The sequence below is a fragment of the Thiocapsa marina 5811 genome (assembly GCF_000223985.1).
Taxonomy (GTDB): domain Bacteria; phylum Pseudomonadota; class Gammaproteobacteria; order Chromatiales; family Chromatiaceae; genus Thiocapsa; species Thiocapsa marina.
The window spans coordinates 231,571-249,307 of the sequence record NZ_AFWV01000004.1 but is presented as its reverse complement, the minus strand read 5'-3'; the positions used below and the strand labels follow the sequence as shown (position 1 = coordinate 249,307).

The window sequence follows — 17,737 nt, the reverse complement described above, 5'->3', positions numbered from 1 at the left end:
GCGGAAATCGGGCACCGACATTGCCGTGCACCTTACGACGCACCCGCCGTGGCGCACTGCGCCTCGAGGTGCAGCGCCACGAGCATGGCGTCGAGCCTCCGCGCAACCCGCGAGTAGCGGTGGTCGTCTCGCCAGCGCTGGGCGGTCTGGGCTTTTTCCGACAGGATCGGATCCGAATCGCGCAGCCGACTCAGGATGCTCGCGATGCCTTCGGCGATCGCTTGCGGCGAGGTTCCGGGCAACTGGTGCACGGCCTGCTCGACGTCGGCAAAGATGGGCAAGGGGGTCACGGCCACCGGGCGGCCGCTGGCGATGCCATAGCGCACCGCGGCGCTGGAGGACTCGGCGGTTTCATGATAGGGAAACACGATCAAATCCGCATCTGACAACAGGCGCAGACTGTCGTCGTCGGTCAGGTAGTCGGTGTGTAGCGATATCAAATCGCCAAGGCCGAGGGCCGCGATTCGCACCCGCACCTGCTCGATGGCCTGCTTGGATTGCGGCACCGGATACTCAGCATTCACCATCCGCAGCCGGACCGGCATGCCCAGCGTGCGCAACTGCCCCAGCGCCTCGACCAACTGTGGCAGACCCTTATGGGGCAGAAAGAAGCCATAGGAGGCAATCAGCCAGTCGCGATCCGTGCCATCCGGCGCTTGCGTTGCGCACGACGGTGGCGCCCAGTCAAGGATGCCATGAGGAAACAGCGCCACGTTCTCCACCAGCCCCAAGGCCTTGAGCCGGTTCAGGTCTGCCGGCGCATGCACCAGTATCCGCTGACATCGCGCCAGCGCGGGTACCAGCGAAGCCAGTTTCTTCTGCGGCTGAGTCGCCGGATCGGTCGTGGCATGCATCATCACAACGACGATATGGCCGGTCTCGACGTGATCGATGAGGAACGCGGCAAAGGCGTCTAACTCGAAGAAACCATAATTGAACTGAATCACCAGGGTATCGACGCCGGCCTCGGCGACCGCCTGTCGCAGGTCCTGCAGCGAATCGCCGTCGCCGGCCGTCCAGCAACGCCGAACGACGGTAGCGCCCTCGTCGACTGTCCCCTCGGCACGGGCCGCTAAAATCGTGACTGCCCGCGGCAGATTCCCGATCAGATGGGCGGAATAACTGGCGATGCCGCAGCGCGTGCCCCAGGTTGTTACACAACCGACTCTCGGCTCTGGCCGCTCGCTTGCGCCCGCCCATCGGCGTGCCGCCTCGATGTTACGCCGTGCCACGTCGGACCAGCGAAAGCCTTCAAGAAGCAACCGACGCCCCGCGGCCGCGCGCTCAGCCCGAGCGGCCTCCGGCAGACCGTGAACCTCGCGCATGAGGCTGGCCAAGTGCCCCTCATCCGGCTCCGCCCAAACCGAATCGAACAGTCCAAAGTGCGTGCGCGCCGGCTCGAAGCGGTAATCAGCCAGCCAGGCCGTCTCCGGCGTGCAGAAATCCACCTGCCCGCCCCAGCCCGTCGTGATGACGGCCAGACCCGAGAGCATCGCCTCCGCCAAAGGCAGCCCAAAGCCTTCGCCACGGCTTGGCGCTACTAGCGCATGGCAATGCTCATAGAGTGCCTTGAGCTTCGCATCGGGATACTCCTCTTCGAGCACTACGACATGCGGAAATCCCGCATCGCCAAGCCGCGCCTTTGCCAGCCACACGTGGATCTCATTGTGCGGATTCGGGAACGTCTTAATGACCAGAGTCACGTCATCTTCGGCGCGAAAGGCGCGACCGTAGGCTGCCAGCATCACATCGGCGCCCTTGCGCGGAAAGCAGGACGAGACGTGCAGAAAACGAAACCCTCTGCACGCCGGCAGTTCGGCACCCCCATCGCTGGCGATGCGCTCCCAATGGTCGACCCCCACCCCACTAACCGCCAGCGGAACGCTAACGCCGCTGTCACACATAATCTTCCGCACCTGTTCGGACATGAGCGTCATGCCCTGTAGAGCATCGTTAAATGACTCGACCCAGTCGCCGGGGAAGCCGGACTCCTCCCACCCAAAGGCGTGCAGCAGATTGAGCCTGCACTGCATGTCATGCACTCGCGGCGGATAAAGATTGCGGCTCACGACATCGGCATCCAGCGGATGCATGACGTCATCGCGCGCGTGCAAGTCCGCCAGGTCGGGATTCTGCGCCAGAAACTGCTCGTTGGCGGCAAAATCGCCAAGTCCCTCCGTTGAGAACAGTGCTACCTCGTGCCCCAAACCCGTTAGTGCTCGCGCCATCTCCCGATTGAGCAACGCGAGGCTGTAACTGCTGTCAAACGGGCCTTCGATCCGCCAACGCAGCCGCTCGGGTAACACCCCCGCGCGCAGAATTGGATCGACTTCACATTCGTTTTTTGCCATGCACGCGGCAAATCGGATCAGATCGGACTCGCTGTGTCTCGCACCCTGGATCCCGGCGACCCCGTCGATCAACTCCGCATAGCGCCGCTCCAGTCGGTCCCGCACAGACCGCCAACTGTTGTTGCGCGGGGACGCATCACGCTCTGGAACGATCTGCTCAAACGCCGCAAATGCCCGCCGCGCCGTGGCATCCCAGGAGAATCGCTGCGCCTGACGAAGACCATGCTCGCGTAGCACGTTTCGAAACGACGCATCCTCAAGCGCGTGGGCCATCTTAGACGCGATAGCGGCGACGTTGAGTGGATCGAACAACGCATCCGCTAAACCGATCACCTCTGGCAGACTGGTGGTGTTGGCGCCGATAACAGGGGCTCCGCAGGCCATAGCTTCAAGCGCCGGTAGACCGAAGCCTTCATGCCAGGAGGGAAAGACGAAGAGTTGGCAAAGGTTGTAGAGCTGGACGAGCTCTTGATCCGTGACGTAGCCCGTAAAGCACAAGTCGGTGGGCTCAAGCCCGGCGGCTTTCGCCTGACGTCTAAATCCTGCAATCGTACCTTCGCTCATTTTTCCGGCCAGCAGTAACTGGTGACTTCCGCGTAGCGACTCGGGCAGGCAGCTAAATGCCCGGATGAGGCGCGGCAGATTCTTGCGCTCGTCGGCACCGCCGGTGTAGAGGATGAACTGACGGGTCAGGCCGAATTTGCAGCGTAGTTGGATAGCGGCTTCTTTGTCGATTTCGAGGGGTTGAAAGTGGGGTTCGATGGCCGTTAGGACGTTGACGAACTGGCTCTCAGATCCTTTGAAATGCGCCTGCCCCTCTTGCCGCGAGAACTCAGAGATCGCCAAATAGATGGCTGCTTTTCTGAAGTGTTCGATCTTGCGCTGGTAATACTGGGCATACTGCGGGTTGGGCTTAAGGTAGTGGTCCGGGTTCAGCAGTGGAATGAGGTCGTAAAGAATCACGCTTACCGGCGTTGTAAGGTCGAAACGCCCAATGCTGGTAATCGCATCGTCGCAATAGCCCTCAAACAAGCTGCAGAGATGCACGAGATCAGGCTGAAGGCTGGCTAGAAACGCCTCCCGGATCAGCTCCGCGGTCTCACGGCGACACTCATTGCCCGCTACCCCTTCGCGAACAGGGCCTGGCGCCTGCCAGACACGGATGTTCTCCTGCGGCAGCAGATCATCGAACGCAGCGCGAACGGGCTCGATGGTGTCGGGAAATAGGCCGCTGAGGGCAAGGATAATGTCATGATCCCCCCGGTTGCGGACAATGGCTTGCGCGAAGGAAAGGGTGTAACGCCCGATTCCGCGGAACCGGCTTTCGGTTTGGGCGCCTTGCATGTCGATGACGATTCGCATCAGTGAACTTCCCTGTTCTTTTCAATCGCGGCCTTCAGGTCAGCATAGATGCTGCGCGCGCGGGGGGTAAGCTGGATGGGCTCCGGGGAGGCGGCGAGACTGCCTTGAGCCGTATTTTCGGCGGGGTGGTTCGGCAAATCGGGGATGACGCCACTCTGCCGTGCTATTCGGACGAGCTGTTGGTGCAGCGCGGGGTTACGCATCAGACGCTGATTGATGCGATAACTTAAATCAGGCCGACGCAGGATGGGGCGCATCAAAATGGCGACGGGGTGGTGAAGGGTTTCGATACTGATCCGTGCAAGGTGGTTCACGCCGCGCTTGAGTGGTGTGACGCCACCGATGGCTAACCCAGCTGCCCCGCGCAAGGGGGCAGTGATGCGCCAGGACCAGCTTCTCCGCAGCGCGTCGCGTTCGGATTCCAGTGCGCTGGCCGACAGCCACCAGTGATGGCAGTTACCGCCCAGTTCATGATTCTTTTGTTCCAGCTCCCGGGCCAGGTTTTCAGCGGCGAGGGCGCGCTGCTCTAGCTCTCGAGCCAGGCTCTCCGCGTCAAGGGCGCGCTGCTCTAGCTCTCGAGCCAGACTCTCCGCGTCAAGGGCGCGCTGCTCTTGCTCTCGAGCCAGACTCTCCGCGTCAAGGGCGCGCTGCTCTTGCTCTTGGGCAACAGCCGTGGCGATTTGCGCAGAACCTTCAGCCAATTCAGCGCGGGCAGCGTTTCGCTCAGTCTGTGACACAGAGTCTATCAACCGATCTTGCAGGTCTCCGATACGCGCCAAGGCGTCACTAATACCACCTGCCTGACTTTCAGCATTACCAAGGCGTAGACGAAATTCAGAGAGACGTCGGTCGAGAAGCGCGTCGTAACGATCTGTCAGATCTCTCAGCTCTAATCCATATTCTTTGTCGAAAGCCTCGCGGAAGGCATCCGGGATTTCACCCCCCCCGCTTTTCTGAGCAACGATCGCGTAGTCTGGGCTGACCCCGGCAAAAACATCGAACAATCCAACGTCTTCCGAACCGGCCATCTCTGACGCTTCTTGTAAGCGTAGGATCTTTACCCGCGCGTACCCGGAGTATTCCGCCAGAAAAGCGAGCAGCGAAGGAGGGATCGGGCGTTGGTGAGTTGGGTCGAGATAAAAATTTGTGGTTCCCACAACCACATTTTCCGGATTTGGTGTCTCAAGGATAAGCAGCCCGCTGGGCCGAAGCACACGGAAGGCTTCGGCAGCCAGTGTTTGCAATGCGGAAAAGGGGATGTGCTCAGCAAAATGAAAGCCTGACACGACACTTTCACTGGCATCTGGCAAGGTTTGCAGAAACGCGATCGCATCGCCGGTTTGCACCTTCAGCCCACGACTGCGGCAGCTTGAGAGCATATCATCATCGAGGTCGATCCCGCGCGCATCAAAACCCCAGCCCTCCATCAACTCCAGCCATTCGCCACGCCCGCAGCCCAAATCAATTGCACTAGGATTTTTGAAGCGCATGAGCAGAGGCTCGACAAAAGGTCGATAAATACCTAGCCGAGACTTGATTAACTCACGCGTACCACGATGACGTTCTTCGAACGTACTGTAAAAACCGGTTTGATTCATCGTTGACATTTGACCTGCGGCGGAAGCCAACTCCCGCCGACAAACTGGTCGCGGTTAAGATTGACAACATTGAAAACCAGCGCGAGATCACGCCACTCATAATTAACGGCTAAATGGCTGTCCGCTATGTGGAGCGCAGTAGAAACAGAGTATGAACCCAGGCCAATATTGGCTGGAAACGAAAAAAAAAGAGTCACCTTGTCACCTTTGCAACACCGACCTATTTCAACGCCAAGATGATGCGTGTTGGTGCCAAACACCGGCTGCCCGAGACGATCCTTAATCATATAGCCAAACACCAATTCGGGTAAATCAGCATGAATGCGGACATCGATCTTCAATTTCACCGAATCACCGACATTAATGTATTCCACTGCCTCATCACTCTGATTCAGTAGAGTGATTGACTCCACCCGTGCCTCGCCGGTGCCTGAGCTCGTTTGGGCCCTACCGTCCTCCAGCCTCTTCACCTCAACGGTCGCATTTTCTTTCTCGGCGATGATGGCATTGTAAAAGTCCATCACCTCCTCAGGATTGCCGTCCTTGATGATATAACCGTGCTCCAAGAGGATAGCACGGTCGCATAGGCTCTGAATGGCCGATCGATCATGCGAAACGATGAGCAACGTCGTTCCCTGCTCCCGAAACTCTCGTATCTTATTGAAACTTTTGTGTTGAAAATAGGCGTCCCCGACCGACAGCGCCTCGTCGACAATGAGAATATCCGGGCGGACTGCTGTCGCGACGCTGAAGGCGAGTCGCACCTGCATCCCGCTGGAATACACGCGCACCGGCTGGTCGATGTAGTCCCCGATTTCGGAGAATGCCTCGATCTCAGGCATGCAGGCAGCAATCTCTTCGGCGCGCAGACCAAGCAACTGTCCGGCTATGAAGACGTTCTGACGACCTGTAAAGTCGGGATGAAAGCCCATGCCGAGCTCCAGCAGCGCCGCGACACGGCCCTGAATGGCGACGCTGCCGCTGGTGGGCTGAGTGGTTCCTGTAACGATCTTCAGCAGCGTACTCTTGCCTGCACCATTGACGCCGATGATGCCCACCGCTTCACCCGGTCCCACCGTGAAGCTGATGTCGCGCAGCACCCAGTTTTTGTCATGGTGCGGCTTGCCGGTCATCCATTCGAGCGCGCGCGACCATTTCCCGGGATACCGCTTGTAGGCTTTGCCGACGTTGGAGACGGTTAGAAAGCTCATTCAGGTGAAGAACGAAATAAAGATGAAGATTGATTGGCAGGATCCGCGATTTTCCCGTTTAGGAGGTTTGCGGACACGCTCGTTGTCAACCGTGAAAGACTCATATGCTGCATGGGTCTCGCTCATCAACTCGGCCAGAGCGACGCGTGGCGCGGAGTGCCAGGCGAGGCGAACACCGCCGGCGTGGTGTCGCTAGGAGGCTGGTGCGTTCGGTGGCCGACCTCATGGACTAGTGGCGCTGCCTTATTGTCCATCTTAAGGAAACCTGCTAAATATCAAAGCTCATCTACCAGCTCGCCTACTCTGGAAAGGAAGAAGCGTCCGCCAAGGATGAGTAAGAACGCGGTGAGGAGAGAAAACGGAATAAGCGACTTAAAATCGGGCATTTGACGATCAAGGAAGATCGTCTGATAGGCGGCGATTATGGGTTGCATGGGGTTGAAGCGCATCGCATCCTGCACACCTTCCGGCAGAATGGACAGCGTGTAGACGATTGGAGTAAGCCAGAACCAGAATTGTAGGACAACGCCGGTCAGCTGGCCGACATCGCGGAAGAAGACGTTGAGCGTGCCGAGCAAAATGCCCAGCCCCAAGGCGAACAGAATCTGAAGAATAACCAAAGGAATCAAGGCGAGCAATAGCCAGCCTGGCCAGTGGCCAATGATGGCTAAAAAAGCCAGATAGATGGACAGGATGATCCCGAAGTTCACAAGGGCAGAGAGTGTTACGATGGCCGGCAGGCAGATTCGCGGGAAATTGGATTTCTTGATCAGGTTGCCGTTGTCGAGAAAAACGCCGTTCAATCGCCCGAGCATCTCGGCAAACAGTGCCCAGGTGATGACACCGGCGCACAGATAGATGCTGAAGGCAAACGGGGTTCCCTCATGCCCGGGGAGCGTGGGGCGCATGAGCTGACCGAAGATCACCGTATAGATGACGATCATCGTCAGTGGATTGGCCACCGACCAGAATGCTCCGAGGAGTGACTCGCGGTAGCGGGCGTTGAACTCGCGCCATACGCTGCTCCAGACGAAGCCGCGATAGACCCAGAGGGCACGAAACATCAGCAAATCGGGCATGCGGGGCACGGGTGGAGATCCTTGTCGGGATGCGGTGGATTCGGTCGCTCCCGGAGCGACTGCAGAGTAGGGGGAGTCGATTCGGCGTTTGGGAAAATGGCGCCGTTTCCGGCTAAACCCTCACTCATGGCGCTCGTAAGCATGGAACCCGTGCTGTTGGACCAACTCATCGCGCTCCGATGCTCTGAGGTCCTCCCGCACCATCTCCCGTACCAGGTCGCCGAACGAAGTCTTGGGCTGCCAGCCCAGCTGGCGTTGCGCCTTGCTCGGATCACCGAGGAGGCTCTCGACCTCGGTCGGGCGAAAATAGCGTGGATCGACCGCGACGCGGCAAACCCCTTTGGCGTCGTGACCCTTCTCCTCGACGCCCTGACCGCGCCAAGTCAGCTGTATACCGAGCTCGCTGGCGGCCAGATCGACAAAAGCGCGCACGCTGTGTTGCTCGCCTGTCGCGATGACGTAATCCTCCGGTTTCTCTTGCTGGAGCATCAGCCACTGCATCTCGATGTAGTCGCGCGCATGACCCCAGTCGCGCTTGGCGTCGAGATTGCCGAGATAGAGGCACTCCTGCAGACCGAGCTTGATTCGCGCGAGCGCGCGGGTGATCTTGCGGGTGACGAAGGTTTCGCCGCGCAGCGGGCTCTCGTGATTGAAGAGGATGCCGTTGCAGGCGTAGATGCCGTAGGCCTCGCGATAGTTGACGGTGATCCAGTACGCGTAGAGCTTGGCGACGGCGTAGGGGCTGCGCGGGTAAAAGGGCGTCGTCTCCGTTTGCGGCACCTCTTGAACCAAGCCGTACAGCTCGGAGGTAGACGCCTGGTAAAAACGTGTCTTGCGCTCCAGCCCAAGGATGCGGATGGCTTCCAACAAGCGTAGCGCGCCGAGGGCGTCGGAGTCGGCGGTGTACTCCGGCTCCTCGAACGAGACGGCAACATGGCTCTGGGCAGCGAGATTGTAGAGCTCGTCGGGCTGCGTCTGCTGGATGATTCGGATCAGGCTGCTGGCATCGGTCATGTCGCCATGATGCAGGACGAAGCGCCGATCCGGCTCGTGCGGATCCTGGTACAGGTGATCGATGCGGTCGGTATTGAACAGCGATGTGCGGCGCTTGATGCCGTGGACGATATAGCCTTTAGCGAGCAGAAACTCGGCCAGGTAAGCGCCGTCTTGGCCGGTTACGCCGGTGATGAGTGCGACTTTGGGTTGCGACACGGAGATAGTTCCTTGGGATTGTCAGGCGAGGGCTTGGAGCTCTGCTAGGGTCATTTCGCGGATGAGATCCGTGAAGGCGATCTCCGGCACCCAGCCGAGGACTGCGCGGGCCTTACTCGCGTCGCCGACGAGTTGCATTGGTTCGGCCGGTCGCATGAGGTGCGGATCGGTCTCGACGTAAGACGTCCAATCCAGGTCGACCGAGGCGAAGGCGTTTTCCAGGACATCCTGGACGCTGTGCAACCGACCGGTTGCGAAGACATAGTCGCCCGGCGTTTCGTGGCGCAGGGCGAGCCACATGCCGCGGACATAGTCGCGCGCGTGTCCCCAGTCGCGTCGAGCGGAGGTGTCCCCCAACGACAGTTTCTGCTGTCGACCGGCCTTGATCGCTGCCGCGGCGCGGCAGATCTTGCGGGTAACGAAATTCTCGCCACGTCGCGGCGACTCGTGGTTGTACAAGATGCCGTTGACGGCGAAGAGCCCGTGCGCCTCGCGGTAGATCCGCACCATCTGGGTTGCGAACGCCTTGGCACACCCGTAGGGATTAACCGGCGCCATCGGAGTTTGCTCCGTCTGCGGGACGTCCGCGGGGCGCCCGAAGATCTCGCTGGAGGTCGCATGGAAGAAGCGCGGCGGCTCGGGCAGATCACGCATGATCTCGAGCAGTCGCAACGTGCCCATGGCGGTGAACTCGCAGGTGGTCTCCGGGATCTCGAAGCTCAGGCCGACATGGCTCTGCCCCGCCAAGTGGTAGACTTCGCGCGGGGCCACCGTCGTCAGGACACGCCGCAGTGTGGTCGGGTCATCAAGGTCGGCGTAATGCAGGAAGAGCCGCTGATTGTAGACGGCCGGATCGGTGTAGAGATGCGCGAGGCGGCTGCGCTCGAGGCTGCTGGTGCGGCGCACGGCGCCATGGACCTCGTAACCTTCGGCGAGCAACAACTCCGTGAGGTAAGATCCGTCCTGTCCGGTGATCCCGGTGATGAAGGCTGTCGGCATGCCAGATTGAGTCCTTTTCATGTCGCCTGATCGACGGTTTACCGTCCCGAATGCTCACGAGTCGACGGATCGGGTATCCGGGTTCAACGCGCCACTCTTGATTGCCGGATTGTAAGCGATGTCCACCGCGGTTGTCGCGAACCAAGAATCCCACCGATCGTGGAACCGGGACCGCAGACCCCACCAAAACAAACAGCTAACGATGGCGAAATACTCCGAGGACAATGCAGGACAGTACACCAAGGATCATTGCGGTTGACCTCACCCCCGTCCTACCCGGCGGAGAGAACGGCGGCGCCAAGGTCTTTGTGATCGAGCTGCTGCATCGGCTTGCCGCCATGGTGCCGGACACGCACTTTCTGCTGCTCACCCAGAGTGCATCGCACGAGGAACTGGGCGCCATGGACCGGGCGAATGTTTCGCGCCACTTAGTCTCTGCCCCTGCGGTGGCAGGCGCAATGCGCACGGGTCTGCAAAACATCGCGAGACGCGCGTTGCCGCATCTACCCATGCAGCTGCGCGGCTTGGCTAGTCAGGTCGGCTACCGTATCCATACGGCACTCAAACGCTCAGGGGGCACCTCTTTCCTTCGGCGCCTAGAGGTGGATCTTCTCTTCTGTCCGTTCACGGCTCCCGCGTTTTTCGAGCCGGGCGTCGCAACGGTCTGCGTCGTCTACGACCTCCAGCACAACACCTATCCGTGGTTCTTCGCGGCGGATGATATCGCCAACCGCCACTGGAGTTTCCAAGAGGCATGTCGGCGCGCCGACACGCTCGTCGCGATTTCCGAATACACCCGGACAACGGCGATTCAAGTCGGCAGGCTTGATCCCGAGCGGATTCAGACGATCCATTTACGTCTGGCGCAGAGATTGGCCGGACGGCCCGCAGAGACCGGCGAGACGTTTGCGCAGTTGGGTCTCGCGGACCAACGTTATCTGCTCTACCCGGCAAACTTCTGGAAACACAAGAACCACGAAATGCTGCTGACCGCCTTCGGTATCGCTTGCCGCAAGGGTCTCGCGCCTGACATCCGGCTCGTCTGCACCGGGGCTCCGGGAGAACGGCAGCGCGAGCTCGCCTCTGCAGCGAAGGCCATGGGATTAGCGGGGCGCGTTCTTTTTCCCGGATTCCTGTCGAGTCGGGATCTTTCCGAGATCCTGTCGCGAGCACGTGGCGTCATATTCCCCTCGCTTTACGAAGGCTTCGGTCTCCCGATCATCGAGGCGATGACGGCAGGCGTTCCGTTGGCGTGCAGCAATACGACGGCGTTGCCTGAAATCGCGGGAGACGCGGCGCTTCTGTTCGATCCGCGGGTGCCGGCACAGATCTCGGACGCGATGCTCCGCTTGGCGTTGGATGAGCGTATCCGCTTTCAACTTATCGGTGCCGGGCTGCAACGCGCGCTTGCCTTTGGCGATGCGGATCGAATGGCGGAAGAGTATTGGCAGCTCTTTCGCTCCGCCATCGCTCGCCGGGTTTGAGCCGGCATTCCGAGCTCAGGGACGTCATGCACATTGGATTCGATATCTCCCAAGCCGGCCGCGCAAAGGCGGGCTGTGGGTATTATGCCGATACGTTGATTCAGGCGTTGCTTCGGGTTGATCAGAGTCACCGATACTCACTCTACCCGAGCTTCGGCGATTTCTTTTTCGACGCACTGATGCCGCTCACCTCGCCTTATCCTGGCAGGAACGTAAAGTATGGCCCACGACATGTCTCTCGGGAAACGGCACGGCGTTTTTGGAGCCAAGCAAACCTGGATAGCGCATTGGATCGGCCGGATATTGTGCATGCGAATAATTTCTGGTGTCCATCTCAGCTGCAGCAGAGCCGATTGATCTATACGCTCTACGATATGAGTTTCGCGATCATGCCATCCTGGACAACAGAGGCCAACCGGCTCGGCTGCTTCCAAGGTGTATTCCAATCGGCACTGAGCGCGGACTGGGTCGTTGCCATTTCATCGGCATCGCGCGCGCACTACCTGGAGACGTTCCCGCATTTCCCGGAGACGCGCGTCAGGGTCATTTATCCCTGCTCCCGCTTTGAGAACACGCGGCGCGCGGGGCGTTGCCCCAAGACAGTACGCCATCTCCGGCAGGGTGGCTTTTGGTTGAGCGTAGGCACGATCGAGCCACGCAAGAATCAACGGCGGCTTGCCGAGGCTTACGCCGCTTATCTGTCAAGGGGCGGTGCACGGATACCTTTGGTGTTTGCAGGAGGACAGGGGTGGTTGATGGACGATTTCGGGCGCCTACTCGATGAGCTGGGCATCCGCAGCGACGTGATCATGACCGGGTATGTATCCGACGACGAGCTGATCTGGCTGTATCGAAACTGTTACGCAAACCTGTATCCATCCTTGTTCGAGGGCTTCGGCTTGCCTGTTCTGGAAGGCTTTCAGTTCGGCGCACCGACCATCGCCGCGACATCGACATCCCTGCCCGAGGTCGCGGGAGATGCCGCAATCCTGCTCGCCCCGGACGACACGGAGGCCTGGTGCGAGGCAATGCTGGGATTGGCGGCGAATCCGGCACATAGAGACGTGCTGACATCGCGCTCGAAGGCACAGGCCAAGCGGTTCGCCTTGGGAGCCAGCGCGACCCAGCTGCTGGAGCTGTACGATGAGGCGCTTGCGACTCCGAAACGTTCCGGTAATCGGCCATGAGCTTCGAGGCTCAAAAAGGAGACGCCTGATGGTGTCGCCGCCCTTGGTCACAATTGCGGTGCCGTCCTACAACCAAGGTCGATTCCTGGAGCAGGCGTTGCGCTCGATCTTCGAGCAGGATTTGCCGGTTGAAGTCTTTCTGATGGACGGCGGCTCGGATGACGAAACCCCGGAAGTGATCGAACGGTGGCAGCATCGGCTCGCCGGATGGCGCAGCGCTCCGGATGACGGCCAAGCGGCGGCAATCAACGAGGGCATCGGCCGCGGCCGAGCGCCTTTCGTGTGCTGGCTGAACAGTGACGACTGGCTGCACGCCGGCGGCCTGCGCAAGCTTCTCGACGCGCTTGAGCAACATCCCGCGGCCGCAATGGCCTATGGACGCACGTGGAACTGTCGCGACACAACGCAGAAGATGCGACCGGCGATGGTGATGCCGTTCAATACGTGGATCATGGCGCAGGCGTGCATCATTTCTCAGCCCGGCACCCTTATGCGACGTTCGGCCTGGGAGGAGGTCGGAGGTGTCGATCCATCCCTGCACATGGCAATGGACTACGACCTGTGGTGGCGCATGTTTAGGCGTTTCGGTAAACCTCTCTTCGTCGATCATTTCGTCGCAGTCAACCGCGAGCATCGCCAAACCAAGACCAACAGTCAGCGTCGGCGTCACTATCGGGAGGCGATGTCCGTGGTAAGGCAGCATTACGGCCGCGTTCCGCTCAAGTGGTGGTTGGCACAACCCTACGCCGTATGGCTGCGCTCACTCGTTCGGCGTTGACGGCACCTTGACCGGCGCGATAACCGCGATCGAAACTGCCGACTCCGCACGTCGCAACCGAGTGTTCCTGCATTGCGCGCCAGGCCTGATCCGGATGATGCCGGTTTGGATGTTGCGGCAGACCCGCGCGTCGGATTATGAATCTTCAGGCTATTTCCCGGACAGGATCGACCCACGCGATCGGGTCGGGCTGACGGGATTGCGCCCGTCAGCCCTCCCACACCACCGGACATGCGGTTTTCCGCATCCGGCGGTTGGACCCAGCCACCGGTTAATCGGCAGCGAGGTCTGATGGAACCCACAATCCGTATCGGCGAAGGATGCGGTTGCACAGCGCATGCTGTAACGTCGGCGAGCGCGCGATTCGCCACGCGCCTTTGCGGCTGCTTGCCAACTTCAGCGCCCGCCCCACAATCCCTAGACGTTTCAGGGCGTTGTGTCGTCCTGGACGATTATGCCAGCGCAGCCAAAAGCACTTGCGCATATGGCGACGCACCCAGCCATCCAGACGGGTGAGTGCCTTCGGTGCGTCGGCGAGGCGAAAATAGTTCCACCAGCCGCGCACGTAGCGCTGCCACTGCTGGACCAGCTCCTTGCTGGTCAGGCTCTGGCGTGCATCCCAGAGTCGGCGCACCGCGTCCTTGTAGCGCGTGATGCTCTTGGGCGCGATCCCGATCCGGCCATCTTCCAAGAGCCGGAAACCCAACATCTGGCGTTCCCAAGGGCGTCCCCAGCCGCTTTTCTCGCGGTTCACGGGGAGCTTCAGGTGCTCTTCGATCCATGCCACTAGGCTGTTCAGAACACGTTCGGCACTGCGCGCGCTGCCCACGAACACCGTAATATCATCGGCGTAGCGACAGAACGCGAGGCCGCGTCGTTCCAGCTCTCGGTCCAGCGGGGTCAGGTAGAGATTCGCCAGCAACGGGCTCAGTGGCCCGCCTTGCGGCGTGCCCTCCAGGCGCACCTCGACCTCCCCGTGACGCAGCAGACCCGCCCGCAAATAGCGCCCGATCAGGCTCAGCACCCGCGGGTCGCCAATCTGCTCGCGCAACTGGTGCACGAGGCGGTCCTGGTTGACATGATCAAAGGACTCCACGACACAATACCCACCACCACCACGTCGACGGCTACCCCGAGCGGGTAACTGTCCGGCGGACCCGCCATCCCTTTGACGGCCAGTCACTCGAAGTCTTCAGCGCCGTCACCCTTCAAGGTGAACTCAAGCTCGTCCTGGTGCTCCCGGACGGGACGCGCTTGCGCGTTCCGGCCACCTGGACCGATCTCTACGGCCCGCCCGCGCCGCGTCCGGCGGTGCTGGCCTCGGTGACGCAGTTGCGTCAGCTCCGCGGCGTTGTTAATGGGCTCCTTCGCCGTGCGCAGGCCGCCGAGTCGGCCCCGCCAACCTCACCGAAGGAGCCGAGCGATGCCCGAGCAGTTGACCTTCCTGGAGCCACCTCCGCCCGCCGGGGCAGTGCCGGCTTGGGAGACCCTCCCACTCGAACAGCAACAGCGCGTTCGCGCACTGCTGGCGCGTCTGATGCGCCAGATCGTGTTGGCCCGGCGGGCACCACAGCCGCAGGAGCATCCCGATGACTGAACCGGGCAAAATTACCCCGTCGCATCGCGCGCGTCTCGCGGTGGTCTACATTCGCCAGTCCACCAGCGCACAGGTCGAGTCCAACCGCGAGTCCACCGCGCGGCAATATCAGTTGCAGACCTTCGCCGCAGAGCTCGGCTGGCCGGCGGCGCAGATCCGGGTGATCGATCAGGATCTCGGGCTCTCCGGGTCGGGCCTGAACACCCGCTCGGGCTTCGCCGAGCTTGCCGCCGAGGTGGCGCTCGGTCATGTCGGGATCGTGCTCGCCCTGGAGGTCTCGCGACTCGCCCGCAACAACGCCGATTGGTACCGCCTGCTGGATCTGTGCGGGACAACCGATACGCTGATCGGCGATGCCGACGGCCTCTACCACCCGGGGCTGTTCAACGATCGACTCGTGCTCGGCCTCAAGGGCACCATGTCCGAGGCGGAATTGCATGTCCTGCGTGCCCGCCTCAATGGCGGCATCCGCAACAAGGCAGCGCGCGGGGAGCTGCGCCGGGGTCTGCCCATCGGGCTGGTATGGGGCGAGGCCGACGGGGAGGTGCGCTTTCACCCCGACGCGGCGGTCACCGGAGCGATCCGCGCCGTCTTCGAGCGCTTCGCCGAGATGGGCTCGGCACGGCGGGTCTGGCTGTGGTTTCGCAGCGAGGCGCTGCCGTTCCCCACGCAAGCCAATGGATGCTGCGACATTCAATGGGGTACGCCGAGCTACACGAAAATCCATCAGGTGCTGACCAATCCGGTCTATGCCGGCGCCTACGTCTACGGTAAAACCTGCCAGGAGCGCTATATTGACGAGCATGGCGAGGTGCGCAAACGCCTCAAGCGCTTACCACGTGCGGACTGGAGTGTCGTGCTGCATGATCACCATCGGGGCTTCATCGACTGGGCGACCTTCGAGGCCAATCAGGTGCGCTTAGCCGCCAATACCCGCCCGATACGCCACGACGGCGGCGGCGCGCTGCGCGAAGGGGCGGCCCTGCTGCAGGGCCTCGCCCTCTGCGGTCATTGCGGGCGCAAGCTCGTGGTGGCCTATAGCGGTCGCAACGCCGCCCCGTCCTATGCCTGCCCCGGCGACAACCTCGCCAACGGGCGCGGCGAGGCGTGCCTGCGTGTCGGTGGGCAGCGCCTCCATCAGGCGGTGGCCGCCGCCGTCCTCGCGGCGGTCCAGCCCGCCGCCCTGCAGGCGGCCTTGGATGCGGCCGAGGCCGGCGACAGCGCCGCGCAGGCCGCCCGCGTGCAATGGCAGCATCAGCTCGAGCAGGCGCGCTATCAGGCGCAGCTGGCGCAGCGCCGCTATCAGAACGTCGACCCCGACAATCGCCTGGTCGCCCGCGGCTTGGAAGCGGCTTGGGAGAGCGCCTTACACGCCGTGCAGGCCGCCGAGCAGCAGTTGCAGCGTGCCGAGCAGCAACATCCGCAGGCGCTCTGCGCGGCCGAGCGCGACGCCCTGCTCGACCTGGCCGAGGATTTGGATGCGGTCTGGTCGGCGCCTTCCACCAGCGATCGCGACCGCAAGGAGCTGTTGCGTGCCCTCCTCGAAGAGGTTCTGGTCACGCACGACAAGGACGCGCACGCGGTGCACGTCACCCTGCGGTGGAACGGCGGCTTGATCAGCGATCTCAGCATCGCGTTGCCGCGCACCCGCGCGGCCACGGTCCGCACCGACGAGGACACCGTGGCGCTCATTCGCCGCTTGGCCGCGTATTATCCGGACGCCGTCATCGCCGGCGTGCTCAATCGTCAGCAGCGCACCACGGCCACCGGCTTACCCTTCACCATCAACCGCGTCGGCAGCCTGCGCACCCACTGGGGCATTCCCTGCTTCGTGCCGCCGGCACAGCCCGTCTCCGGCGAGCCCCTGACCATCCGCGACGCTGCCGCCGTCCTCGGGGTCGCGCCCTCGACCCTACACCGTCAGCTCAACGACGGGCTCATCGCCGGCGAGCAGGTCACGCCGGGCGCGCCTTGGCGCATCGTGATCACCGCGGCGTTGCGCGCGCACTTCGCCGGCGAGGCGCCCGAAGGCTTTGTCCCCATCGTCGAGGCCATGCGCCGGCTCGGCGTGTCGCGCCAAACGGTGTTGCAGCGTGTCAAGCGTGGCGAGCTCGAGGCCATCCATGTCTCGCAAGGCAACCGTAAGGGCTTGAGAATCAAGGTTTCAGAACCGACACCGGATCTTTTCGACGACCGCAAAACAGCCAGGGGGTAGTATGAACAGCGATCCAAAAACGCCTTCAGATCAATATCGACCATCCAGGTCTTCCCGTCCAACAGGTACCCGCGTGCCGCGCGAACGGCATCGTGGGCAGAGCGTCCGGGACGAAACCCGAAGCTGCTGTCGCTGAACAGCGGCTCGAACCGCGGTGTCAGGACTTGTTGGATGGCTTGTTGCAGCCACCGATCCTGCACTGTGGGAATACCGAGGACACGGACCCCGCCTTGCGGCTTGGGGATCTCCACGCCTCGCACCGGACTCGGTTCGTAGCGCCCCTCCAGGAGCTTGGCCTTGATCCGGTCGCCATGTCGGTCGAGATGTTCCGCCAATGCCTTCACGCCCATCCCGTCCACTCCGGGCGCGCCACCGTCCCGTTGGCTTTCACCTGTCGGTAGGCGGCCTGAAGATTCTCCTCCGTGAGTACCGTCTCCATCAAACGCTCATTCAGCACTGTCATGATTCCGCTCTCCACGACGATCCCCTTGCCGTCCCCGTGCTCGCCTTCAGGTGATCCACACCTCTCGGCTCCCACGTCCTTCAGGGTGGCTGCCGCAGTTGCAACGCCCCGAGGCTTCGGACGACTTCGCGGGTCACGCCGCGTCTTTTGGCTCTCGCTGTCTCGTGGTCCTTCGGCCCTTCGCTCCACCCGCGTTACCGG

General features: G+C 61.6%; 13 protein-coding genes and 2 pseudogenes. 6 read left to right on the top strand and 9 right to left on the bottom strand.

Annotation, left to right across the window (positions count from 1 at the left end; all coding sequences use genetic code 11):
* Positions 1 to 32 precede the first annotated feature (32 nt).
* The 6 genes from THIMADRAFT_RS07370 to THIMADRAFT_RS07345 form a co-directional block, all read right to left on the bottom strand.
* Entirely contained in the window at positions 33 to 3,713 is a 3,681-nt protein-coding gene (locus tag THIMADRAFT_RS07370; RefSeq protein ID WP_007192363.1) for a glycosyltransferase, read from the bottom strand.
* Positions 3,713 to 5,311, bottom strand: a complete 1,599-nt coding sequence (locus tag THIMADRAFT_RS07365; protein WP_007192362.1) for a class I SAM-dependent methyltransferase — start codon at positions 5,309 to 5,311, stop codon at positions 3,713 to 3,715. Before THIMADRAFT_RS07365 ends, THIMADRAFT_RS07370 begins: the two co-directional genes overlap by 1 nt.
* Positions 5,308 to 6,522, bottom strand: coding sequence for an ABC transporter ATP-binding protein (locus THIMADRAFT_RS07360; protein ID WP_007192361.1), 1,215 nt, complete (start codon positions 6,520 to 6,522; stop codon positions 5,308 to 5,310). The genes THIMADRAFT_RS07365 and THIMADRAFT_RS07360 overlap by 4 nt, the downstream gene beginning before the upstream one ends.
* 275 nt (positions 6,523 to 6,797) lie before the next feature.
* On the bottom strand, positions 6,798 to 7,601 hold the full coding sequence (locus tag THIMADRAFT_RS07355; protein ID WP_040730144.1) for an ABC transporter permease: 804 nt from the start codon (positions 7,599 to 7,601) through the stop codon (positions 6,798 to 6,800).
* 120 nt (positions 7,602 to 7,721) lie between these two features.
* Positions 7,722 to 8,813: a GDP-mannose 4,6-dehydratase gene (gmd, locus tag THIMADRAFT_RS07350; protein ID WP_007192359.1), complete on the bottom strand. Its 1,092-nt coding sequence runs from the start codon at positions 8,811 to 8,813 to the stop codon at positions 7,722 to 7,724.
* 21 nt (positions 8,814 to 8,834) lie between these two features.
* The gene (locus tag THIMADRAFT_RS07345) at positions 8,835 to 9,812 is read right to left on the bottom strand and encodes a GDP-mannose 4,6-dehydratase (RefSeq protein WP_007192358.1); all 978 of its coding nucleotides are present in this window, start codon (positions 9,810 to 9,812) and stop codon (positions 8,835 to 8,837) included.
* A gap of 224 nt (positions 9,813 to 10,036) precedes the next feature.
* Here THIMADRAFT_RS07345 and THIMADRAFT_RS07340 point away from each other — a divergent pair, with 224 nt between their 5' ends.
* The 3 genes from THIMADRAFT_RS07340 to THIMADRAFT_RS07330 are packed head-to-tail and all read left to right on the top strand — an operon-like array spanning position 10,037 to position 13,261.
* A complete protein-coding gene (locus THIMADRAFT_RS07340) occupies positions 10,037 to 11,296 on the top strand; it encodes a glycosyltransferase family 4 protein (protein WP_007192357.1) in 1,260 nt (419 codons plus the stop codon).
* Between the two features lie 26 nt (positions 11,297 to 11,322).
* The gene (locus tag THIMADRAFT_RS07335; protein ID WP_007192356.1) at positions 11,323 to 12,483 is read left to right on the top strand and encodes a glycosyltransferase family 4 protein; all 1,161 of its coding nucleotides are present in this window, start codon (positions 11,323 to 11,325) and stop codon (positions 12,481 to 12,483) included.
* A 28-nt stretch (positions 12,484 to 12,511) separates the two neighbouring features.
* Entirely contained in the window at positions 12,512 to 13,261 is a 750-nt protein-coding gene (locus tag THIMADRAFT_RS07330) for a glycosyltransferase family 2 protein (protein WP_007192355.1), read from the top strand.
* Positions 13,262 to 13,532: 271 nt separating this feature from the next.
* Here the strand turns inward: THIMADRAFT_RS07330 and THIMADRAFT_RS07325 are convergent, their stop codons facing one another.
* Entirely contained in the window at positions 13,533 to 14,357 is an 825-nt protein-coding gene (locus THIMADRAFT_RS07325; protein WP_007192354.1) for a reverse transcriptase domain-containing protein, read from the bottom strand.
* A 74-nt stretch (positions 14,358 to 14,431) separates the two neighbouring features.
* Here THIMADRAFT_RS07325 and THIMADRAFT_RS28515 point away from each other — a divergent pair.
* From THIMADRAFT_RS28515 to THIMADRAFT_RS07320, 3 genes and pseudogenes are all read left to right on the top strand, one after another.
* Positions 14,432 to 14,578 (top strand): annotated as a pseudogene (locus tag THIMADRAFT_RS28515) (hypothetical protein); the annotation flags it as partial.
* A 106-nt stretch (positions 14,579 to 14,684) separates the two neighbouring features.
* The gene (locus THIMADRAFT_RS27010) at positions 14,685 to 14,858 is read left to right on the top strand and encodes a hypothetical protein (protein WP_007192353.1); all 174 of its coding nucleotides are present in this window, start codon (positions 14,685 to 14,687) and stop codon (positions 14,856 to 14,858) included.
* On the top strand, positions 14,851 to 17,073 hold the full coding sequence (locus tag THIMADRAFT_RS07320; RefSeq protein WP_007192352.1) for a recombinase family protein: 2,223 nt from the start codon (positions 14,851 to 14,853) through the stop codon (positions 17,071 to 17,073). The genes THIMADRAFT_RS27010 and THIMADRAFT_RS07320 overlap by 8 nt, the downstream gene beginning before the upstream one ends.
* A gap of 20 nt (positions 17,074 to 17,093) precedes the next feature.
* On the opposite strand, the pseudogene THIMADRAFT_RS28510 reads toward THIMADRAFT_RS07320, so the two are convergent.
* Both THIMADRAFT_RS28510 and THIMADRAFT_RS28225 read right to left on the bottom strand, forming a co-directional pair.
* Positions 17,094 to 17,423 (bottom strand): annotated as a pseudogene (locus tag THIMADRAFT_RS28510) (reverse transcriptase domain-containing protein); the annotation flags it as partial.
* Positions 17,414 to 17,536, bottom strand: a complete 123-nt coding sequence (locus tag THIMADRAFT_RS28225; protein WP_007192351.1) for a hypothetical protein — start codon at positions 17,534 to 17,536, stop codon at positions 17,414 to 17,416. The pseudogene THIMADRAFT_RS28510 and the gene THIMADRAFT_RS28225, both read right to left, overlap by 10 nt.
* Positions 17,537 to 17,737 lie beyond the last annotated feature (201 nt).

Coding starts and splice junctions, on each gene's coding strand:
- THIMADRAFT_RS28225 (WP_007192351.1), bottom strand. CDS start 17,536: ATGACAGTGCTGAATGAGCGTTTGATGGAGACGGTACTCACGGAGGAG.
- THIMADRAFT_RS27010 (WP_007192353.1), top strand. CDS start 14,685: ATGCCCGAGCAGTTGACCTTCCTGGAGCCACCTCCGCCCGCCGGGGCA.
- THIMADRAFT_RS07320 (WP_007192352.1), top strand. CDS start 14,851: ATGACTGAACCGGGCAAAATTACCCCGTCGCATCGCGCGCGTCTCGCG.
- THIMADRAFT_RS07370 (WP_007192363.1), bottom strand. CDS start 3,713: ATGCGAATCGTCATCGACATGCAAGGCGCCCAAACCGAAAGCCGGTTC.
- THIMADRAFT_RS07335 (WP_007192356.1), top strand. CDS start 11,323: ATGCACATTGGATTCGATATCTCCCAAGCCGGCCGCGCAAAGGCGGGC.
- THIMADRAFT_RS07365 (WP_007192362.1), bottom strand. CDS start 5,311: ATGAATCAAACCGGTTTTTACAGTACGTTCGAAGAACGTCATCGTGGT.
- THIMADRAFT_RS07340 (WP_007192357.1), top strand. CDS start 10,037: ATGCAGGACAGTACACCAAGGATCATTGCGGTTGACCTCACCCCCGTC.
- THIMADRAFT_RS07360 (WP_007192361.1), bottom strand. CDS start 6,522: ATGAGCTTTCTAACCGTCTCCAACGTCGGCAAAGCCTACAAGCGGTAT.
- THIMADRAFT_RS07345 (WP_007192358.1), bottom strand. CDS start 9,812: ATGCCGACAGCCTTCATCACCGGGATCACCGGACAGGACGGATCTTAC.
- THIMADRAFT_RS07355 (WP_040730144.1), bottom strand. CDS start 7,601: ATGCCCGATTTGCTGATGTTTCGTGCCCTCTGGGTCTATCGCGGCTTC.
- THIMADRAFT_RS07330 (WP_007192355.1), top strand. CDS start 12,512: ATGGTGTCGCCGCCCTTGGTCACAATTGCGGTGCCGTCCTACAACCAA.